General features: G+C 61.9%; 9 protein-coding genes. 7 read left to right on the top strand and 2 right to left on the bottom strand.

All coding sequences use genetic code 11. The features are described 5' to 3' along the window. Both ACXJ7R_RS21840 and hglS read right to left on the bottom strand, forming a co-directional pair. Positions 1 to 584, bottom strand: a 584-nt coding sequence (locus tag ACXJ7R_RS21840) for an FAD-binding oxidoreductase (RefSeq protein WP_457153666.1), incomplete at its 3' end; no start/stop codon positions are given. Between the two features lie 9 nt (positions 585 to 593). Next, positions 594 to 2,012, bottom strand: a complete 1,419-nt coding sequence (gene hglS / locus ACXJ7R_RS21835) for a 2-oxoadipate dioxygenase/decarboxylase HglS (RefSeq protein ID WP_457153665.1) — start codon at positions 2,010 to 2,012, stop codon at positions 594 to 596. Between the two features lie 95 nt (positions 2,013 to 2,107). On the opposite strand from hglS, the gene ACXJ7R_RS21830 reads away from it, so the two are divergent. From ACXJ7R_RS21830 to ACXJ7R_RS21800, 7 genes are all read left to right on the top strand, one after another. Continuing rightward, a complete protein-coding gene (locus ACXJ7R_RS21830) occupies positions 2,108 to 3,007 on the top strand; it encodes a LysR substrate-binding domain-containing protein (RefSeq protein WP_457153664.1) in 900 nt (299 codons plus the stop codon). A gap of 544 nt (positions 3,008 to 3,551) precedes the next feature. Further along, positions 3,552 to 3,719, top strand: coding sequence for a hypothetical protein (locus ACXJ7R_RS21825; protein WP_457153663.1), 168 nt, complete (start codon positions 3,552 to 3,554; stop codon positions 3,717 to 3,719). A 135-nt stretch (positions 3,720 to 3,854) separates the two neighbouring features. After that, positions 3,855 to 4,295, top strand: a complete 441-nt coding sequence (locus tag ACXJ7R_RS21820) for a hypothetical protein (RefSeq protein ID WP_457153662.1) — start codon at positions 3,855 to 3,857, stop codon at positions 4,293 to 4,295. A 615-nt stretch (positions 4,296 to 4,910) separates the two neighbouring features. Continuing rightward, positions 4,911 to 5,237 carry a DUF736 domain-containing protein gene (locus ACXJ7R_RS21815; protein WP_457153661.1) on the top strand — a complete coding sequence of 109 codons (327 nt, stop codon included), beginning with the start codon at positions 4,911 to 4,913 and terminating at the stop codon, positions 5,235 to 5,237. A 175-nt stretch (positions 5,238 to 5,412) separates the two neighbouring features. Next, on the top strand, positions 5,413 to 5,673 hold the full coding sequence (locus tag ACXJ7R_RS21810) for a DNA -binding domain-containing protein (RefSeq protein ID WP_112099290.1): 261 nt from the start codon (positions 5,413 to 5,415) through the stop codon (positions 5,671 to 5,673). Positions 5,674 to 5,809: 136 nt separating this feature from the next. Beyond that, a complete protein-coding gene (locus tag ACXJ7R_RS21805) occupies positions 5,810 to 6,058 on the top strand; it encodes a transcriptional regulator domain-containing protein (protein WP_457153660.1) in 249 nt (82 codons plus the stop codon). Further along, positions 6,030 to 6,434 (top strand): DUF2285 domain-containing protein (locus ACXJ7R_RS21800; RefSeq protein ID WP_457153659.1); only part of this gene is annotated, 405 nt, incomplete at its 3' end. The genes ACXJ7R_RS21805 and ACXJ7R_RS21800, both read left to right, overlap by 29 nt.

Below are 6,434 nucleotides of genomic sequence, written 5' to 3'. Positions count from 1 at the left end.
TGCTTCCAGTCGACACCGGTGTTGTTCTTGCGCAGCCCCGACATCYGATCGACAATCGTACCGGCCTCGTCCGCCAGGACGACCTTCAGGCCAAGCGTATTCTTGCGCACATCACCGTATCGTAGGAAGCGCGCGCCCCCGGTGTTCGTCGCCAGCATGCCGCCGATGCGCGGGTCGGCGCCAAGGTCGATCGGAAAAAACAGGCCGCTTTCCAGAAGCCTCCCGTTGATGTCCGACAGCCTCATGCCGGCGTCGACACGCAGCGAGCGGTTGTCGGCGTCCAATTCGAAAATACGCGCCATGCGATCGAGGCTGAGCACGATTTGCACGCCGCTGGCGTCCGGCGTAGAGCCAGAAACCAGACCGGTGTTGCCGGACTGCGGAACGAACGGAATGCCCTCCCGAACGCAATAGGCAACACAAGCTGATACCTCGGCCGTGTTCTTTGGACGCAGCACAAGCGCGGCGCGGCCCTGGTCGTAGCGGGCACCGTTCTCATAGGGTGCCATGCCAGCCGAATCCTGGAGGACCCCTTTGTCGCCAAGGATCTCGACCAACGCCGCCTTGTGCCGCTCGCGGATCATATCAGCCGCCTACTCGGCCGCCCGGAGGCTGCGCAGTGAACGCCGGCACTCTTCGATCGACGCATGCTCCATGGCGGCATAATGCTCGAATTCGTCGAGCACGCAGGCGCCGAGAGCAGCTTCGAAGCGTTGCCGATTGGGACTGGCGACGAAGTCCTCAGCCGCCTCGTCGCCAAGATTGGACTGGAAGATGCCGGCGGCACTGACGGGCAGGAAATCCTCGTAGACGATCGGGTCGAAACTGACAAAGCCTTCCGTCACCAGATGATCGGTGTCCTTGTCACAGGCACTGCCGGCCTCACGCCCTCCCTGAGTCAATGAATAGGCGAAATAGCCAAGGCCCGCCGTGCGAATGCATTCCCACGTGTCGGGAAACGACTGGAACGAATGTGACAGCGCCTCGACGTAGTCATCGGCATTCGACCCATCGGCCGCAGGCTTGACGATTTTACGCGTGGTCTCCAGAAGGCTGTCGTAGAGCGCCCTACCTTTCGGTGTCAACGCCACGCCGCGCTGCTCGACCTCGCCGAAACGCGCCGTGTGCGAGCCAGCCGTCCAGCCGCCTCTGTCTGACTTGAACGAGACCGGTTCGTCCAGTGCCTTGAACGACGTTTGTCTGAGCAGGATTGGGCACTTGCGAGTAGGGGGGCCCTCGATGATCGCCTTAGGCTCGATGCCGCGCGCGGGCATGCCGGCCTGCACCGCGTCGATGTCGAGCGTGCGCGGTGTCAGGTGGTTGATATGCGGGCCCTTGAAAGAGACCACGTCGGCGACCAACCGATGCTGCTGGTGCATCCTATGGTACATCTCCATGCTGACGCAGGACTGGTCATGCCAGCGGAAGGTCTCGAGGATTTCGGCGACAAACCGATCCGCATCGGCTCGAAGCAGGCCGCCCTGCGTCTCGGCCTTTTCGGTGAGTTCGACGGCGCTGTTCGTGAAAATCCGACGAGCGGCAAGAATGGTCTCCACTTCCACACGCAGAACCTCGTCGCCGATCAGGTCGCTTCTGAGCAACGAGGTGAAGACGCGAAAAGGATTTCGGCTGAGCGCTTCGGCACCAACCGGACGAAACGCTGTCGCATGGACCRGCACCCCGGCCGCGCTGAGGTCATAGTAACCGACCGGCTGCATGCCCATCACCGCGAACACCCGCCGCATCATCGAGAGTTCGGCCGGCGTTCCCAGGCGGATCGCGCCGTGCCGCTCTTCCGAAATGCGGTCGAGCGAATCCATCGCCTCGAGCCGCTGGCGCAGCACTGGCGTGCCATCCAGCAGTTCGGCATTCACCTCGGCGACCAGTTCCATCAGCGTGCCGTAGGCAGGAACCTCGGTCCGGTACATGGCCGACATCGCCGCCGAGAAGGCGGAGCGGATTTCGCAGGACGAGACGTGGTCTCCTGCCAGCTTTTCGTGGTGCTTCGGCATTATGATCCTCCTGCACTTCATTCGTAGTTGCGATCATAGTGCCATCTAGATATCGTTGATGTTGAAAAATTCTTCTCGGTTGATGCGGATTTGGAATGACCATACCCCGACGACTCTTGCCGGACCTTATCAATCTTCAGGCCTTTGAATGTTCAGCTCGGCACGGCAGCTTTACCCGCGCCGCGCTCGAACTCAACCTAACGCAAAGCGCCGTCAGCCGGCAGATAAAGGATCTTGAAACGCGGCTCGGTATCCAGCTGTTCGAGCGTATCAGGCAACGCGCGTTACTATCTGATGCAGGCAAACGTCTTCTGCCCGATGCGAGGCGGCTTCTGCTGCAGGCCGAAGAGACAATCATCCGCGCCGTCGCTGCTGGCGACACCGGCGGCTTACTGTCGGTGGCGACGCTGCCTACATTCGGGACTCGCTGGCTCACCCCAAGGCTTGGTCGCTTTCTCGCGCTTCATCCGAACACTACAATCAACCTTGCATCGCGTTCTCAGCGCTTCGATTTCGAAGAGGAAAACTTTGACATCGCCATTCACTATGGTCAGCCGATTTGGGCCGGCGGCAACTGCACCTTCCTATGCAGTGAAACCGTCGTTCCGGTCGCCGGTCGAGTGCTTGCGAGCCGCATAGAAACGACCGCTGACATTTGCTTGATGCCGCTCCTTCACCTAGCAACTCGGCCAAAACTTTGGTCGGACTGGTTTGCCCTAAATGAGTTGGACGCTGCCGGCTCTTACCATGGGACGCGCTTTGATCAATTTGGAATGATTATCGAAGCCGCCACCGCCGACATCGGTGTAGCGTTGTTGCCGGTGTACCTAATCGAGGAGGAATTGTCGTCCGGCAGGCTTCACGTGACTGCGGGCCAATCGATCACCACGGAAAATAGCTACTATGCGGTCATACCGGACAGGAAGTCACCTTCAAGCCTGACAAATGCGTTTCAGGACTGGTTGCTTGATCAGGTACGCAAGGAATCCAGCTAGTCCAGCGCACATTAGGGCAAGGAGGAAGGGCAATCTGCAAGGAGTTCGTGCAGCATCTATGGGAATGGCTGCTTTAGGTCATTCGACGCTTCGGACCGACCGGACTGAATGTCTGCATTCTCGATGTTACCATAACCGGTCGGACCGCTTGCGGCCAACTGCGGTCATTCGGGAACCGGCGACGGATGACCGCTCTGGCGCAAAGCGGACGACTTCCCGTCGAACTGGGAACCCGGTCTTCGGTAGACTTCGAGCCGAGTGCGGTGTTCAGGCGCGAGAAGCGGTACAGGCGGCTTGGGAGATCGCTTGTATCTCGCTCGGCATTGTCCGTCCGTCAGTTCCAGGAACGAAGCACCACCCCTGCTATGCGACGCTGATCCTTGGTCCAGCCGATGGCCTGACGCCATCAACCCGCAAGGGGTCGGACTACGCGAAGCGTGCCGCCGCTCCGGCTTCGGCTTCGCGGTGATTGCGGCCATCGGCCGAACACATCGGGCGCCTGTCAGCGGGGGAGGGCCCTCCGCTTCAAACAGGAGCCGGGTCGATGTCCCTCACCGACGCACATGCCTTCGCCTTCAGCCTCGCCGCCACTCTCATGGTCACCATCGTCATCTTTCGTGCTGGCGACGGCACTCTCTCGGTCGTGCCAGCGAACGAGTATGACGGCGACRACACCGCCGTCATCGGCGAAATCGACCCGTTCGCCCCATGACGGGGCGGACATCGCGCCCGGCGATGCAAGAACACCGGCGGGTTTCGCCCGCGCTTTTCCTTTGCTACGCTGAGCACTGCGCCAGGTGGTGGTGGAAGGCGCAATCACCAGAGCTATTCTCTCGGAGACACCACCATGATCATCCTCGGCATTCTCCTTTGCATCGCGGCCATCGGCATCTTGTGCTGGTTGCTCTTCACGCTTGCTATCGTCGCCCTCCCGTTGTTCGTCGGCGTCACCGCAAGTACATGGGCATTCAACACCGGTGCCGGCTGGCTTGGCGCGATCCTTGTCGGCATCCTCGCAGCCGGGTTGACGCTCGGCGTCGGCCAAATCCTCCTCGGCGTTATCAGGCCCATGTGGGCGAAGCTGGCGATCGCGCTGGTCTTCGTCGCTCCCGCTATCGTTGCCGGCTACCATGCCATCCATGGCATCGCGAAGCACATGATGCCTTCGGAAACCTGGCAGATCGTCTTTTCCGCCATTGGCGCGATCGCCGTCGGCGTCACGGCATATCTGCGGGTCGCGGGCATGGCTGCCGGCGACCAATCCGGTAGGGGCATGGTTCGAGCTTAAACCCGCGCGAGCGAGGCGGATGGACCAGAGCGATGAAGGCTTGGCCTCCTTGTCATCGGTGGTTGGAGCACTCGGGATGCATGCCAAGGATCGAGCAACGGCCACGCCGGCGCGGCCTCGTTTGTGGATTTGGATTTTCTTCGGTCGACGCCGCAAGGCAGGCCGACAAGTCGGTGGCAGCACGGCAGCGCGGCCGGTGGCCGCGGCGTTGGAGGTGCGTGGGTTTCCGGCGCCTGGAATCCGTGGACGACGCCAGTGAACGCGTAGCGATCTGCTGGCGGCGCGTTGGACGCCAACGTCTCCGTTGCCAATCTGTCCCAAGAGCGCTCCAAACGGCCTCTTCAATGGGCTGATCTGGCCGAAGGACGGCTGAAGCCTCGATCGCCTAGGCCGCAACGGCGCGTCTCGACTTTCTTCCCCTGCCGGCTCCCACCCCATGCCGCAAGCGCATGGGGACCCCGAGCGCCGCCATTCCTCGCGAGACAAGAAAGTCGTTCCTGCGCCGTCCTCCGCGTTGCTCCGGTCGCAAGCGATGCGTCGTCGGTCGCCTCCGGCCAAGTGATCGCCATCGAGGCCGCATGGTGCGGGCTCGGGAACAGAAAACGGAGACTTACAATGGCTACCATCGGCACCTTCAAGAAGACCGCCTCGAACGAGTACACCGGCGAAATCGTCACCCTCAGCGTCCAGGCCAAGAACGTGCGCATCGTCCCAGACACCCGCGCCACTGGCGAGAACGCTCCCAGCCACCGGGTGCTGGTCGGCCGCGCCGAGATCGGCGCCGCCTGGTCGAAGACCTCCAACGAGGGCCGCGACTACCTCGGTCTCAAGCTGGACGATCCGAGCTTCAACGCCCCGATCTACGCCAACCTCTTCGACGACGAGGAAGGTGAGGGTTTCTCGCTCATCTGGTCCCGCCCGAACGCGCGGCGGGGTGACTGAGGACCCGCGCAGGCCCCGGCCGAAAGGCCGGGGCCTTCTTGCGCGGACGTGCGGTTCGGTTCACTCAGGCCGAGAGCGATGCTGAAACCGCATCGCCTGATGCCAATCAACCATCCTCCGTCGGCGCTGTTGTTTCTATAAAATGCAGGCTTTCACTCTGAAGACGAGGCAAGCGATGATCGAGCCGTTTGACGAAACCGCGCCGACCAGTGACGAACTCACCGAATACGATCGGGAACACGTCAAGCTCTATGTGCGCCTGCTCGACGCCGCCGACGACGGCGCGGACTGGCGCGAGGTGGTCGAAATTCTCTTCGGCATTGATCTGACGAAGGAGCCACAACGCGCCCGGCGAATCCATGACAGCCATCTGGCGCGAGCGCGCTGGATGGCGCGTGCTGGCTACCGCCATCTTTTGCGTCAACCAGGCAGCTAGCACCACCGCTCCTGTCGTTCCCGGGTGATGCCGAAACGGCATCACCCGATGCCCGGCGAGGGTCTTCCACCAATCGCTACAACCCGGAATTGTTTTGAGGCGGGGTCTACGCGTTTCTTGCGTGAGGAGCTCTTGGATGAGGCCGGATACGTCGCATTGGCGAGACAATGCCAGCTATGATTATTTCGATACATTGCCCGTCGAAGGGCTCGCCTGGGAGTGTCTGCGGCGTCACGAACCCTATCAACGGCACTATCAGGCGCTCCTGACCACCAGGGCCGAAAAAGCACCCTTCCACCTTGAGACACAGCGGCTGTGGGGGTTGCGATTTCCCGGCCAGGCCGGATTTGTCCGCCTTGGCGCAAGACGTTCTGTGGTCGCCTGACGTCGATCCAGCTGTGGTTTCTCTCGTGCCGGCGCCGGAATTCCTGTCGTCGTTGCGATCGGCGCCTTTGACCGGTCTTGGGGCGGTCCACGACAGCCCCGAAGGACGTCACATCGTCCACAGTGCAGGCGTCGCGACCCAACTTCTCCTTCTGCCGGGCAGTGATCCGCACGGCCACGTGGCGGCGCTGATCCCCTTGGATGCAGAAACGTTGGGACGGATCGAAGCACTCACCCGTTTCTGGCGGGCCTGGCAGGGGCGCCCCACACCTTCGGACACGCGGATGACCCCGCAGCAGCGCCGCCGCATTCGACTGATGATACAGGCCGCTGACGGCCACTCGAATGGCGCGAGCTACCGCGACATTGCGATCGCC

The sequence above is a fragment of the Mesorhizobium sp. P5_C1 genome (assembly GCF_054049815.1).
Note: the sequence above shows the minus strand (reverse complement) of the source record. Positions and strands in the feature narration are given on the sequence as shown.

What these genes read in the sequence shown, in the direction of transcription:
- ACXJ7R_RS21830 (WP_457153664.1), top strand. Translation starts at nt 2,108, where the DNA reads ATGACCATACCCCGACGACTCTTGCCGGACCTTATCAATCTTCAGGCC.
- ACXJ7R_RS21820 (WP_457153662.1), top strand. Translation starts at nt 3,855, where the DNA reads ATGATCATCCTCGGCATTCTCCTTTGCATCGCGGCCATCGGCATCTTG.
- ACXJ7R_RS21815 (WP_457153661.1), top strand. Translation starts at nt 4,911, where the DNA reads ATGGCTACCATCGGCACCTTCAAGAAGACCGCCTCGAACGAGTACACC.
- ACXJ7R_RS21810 (WP_112099290.1), top strand. Translation starts at nt 5,413, where the DNA reads ATGATCGAGCCGTTTGACGAAACCGCGCCGACCAGTGACGAACTCACC.
- ACXJ7R_RS21805 (WP_457153660.1), top strand. Translation starts at nt 5,810, where the DNA reads ATGAGGCCGGATACGTCGCATTGGCGAGACAATGCCAGCTATGATTAT.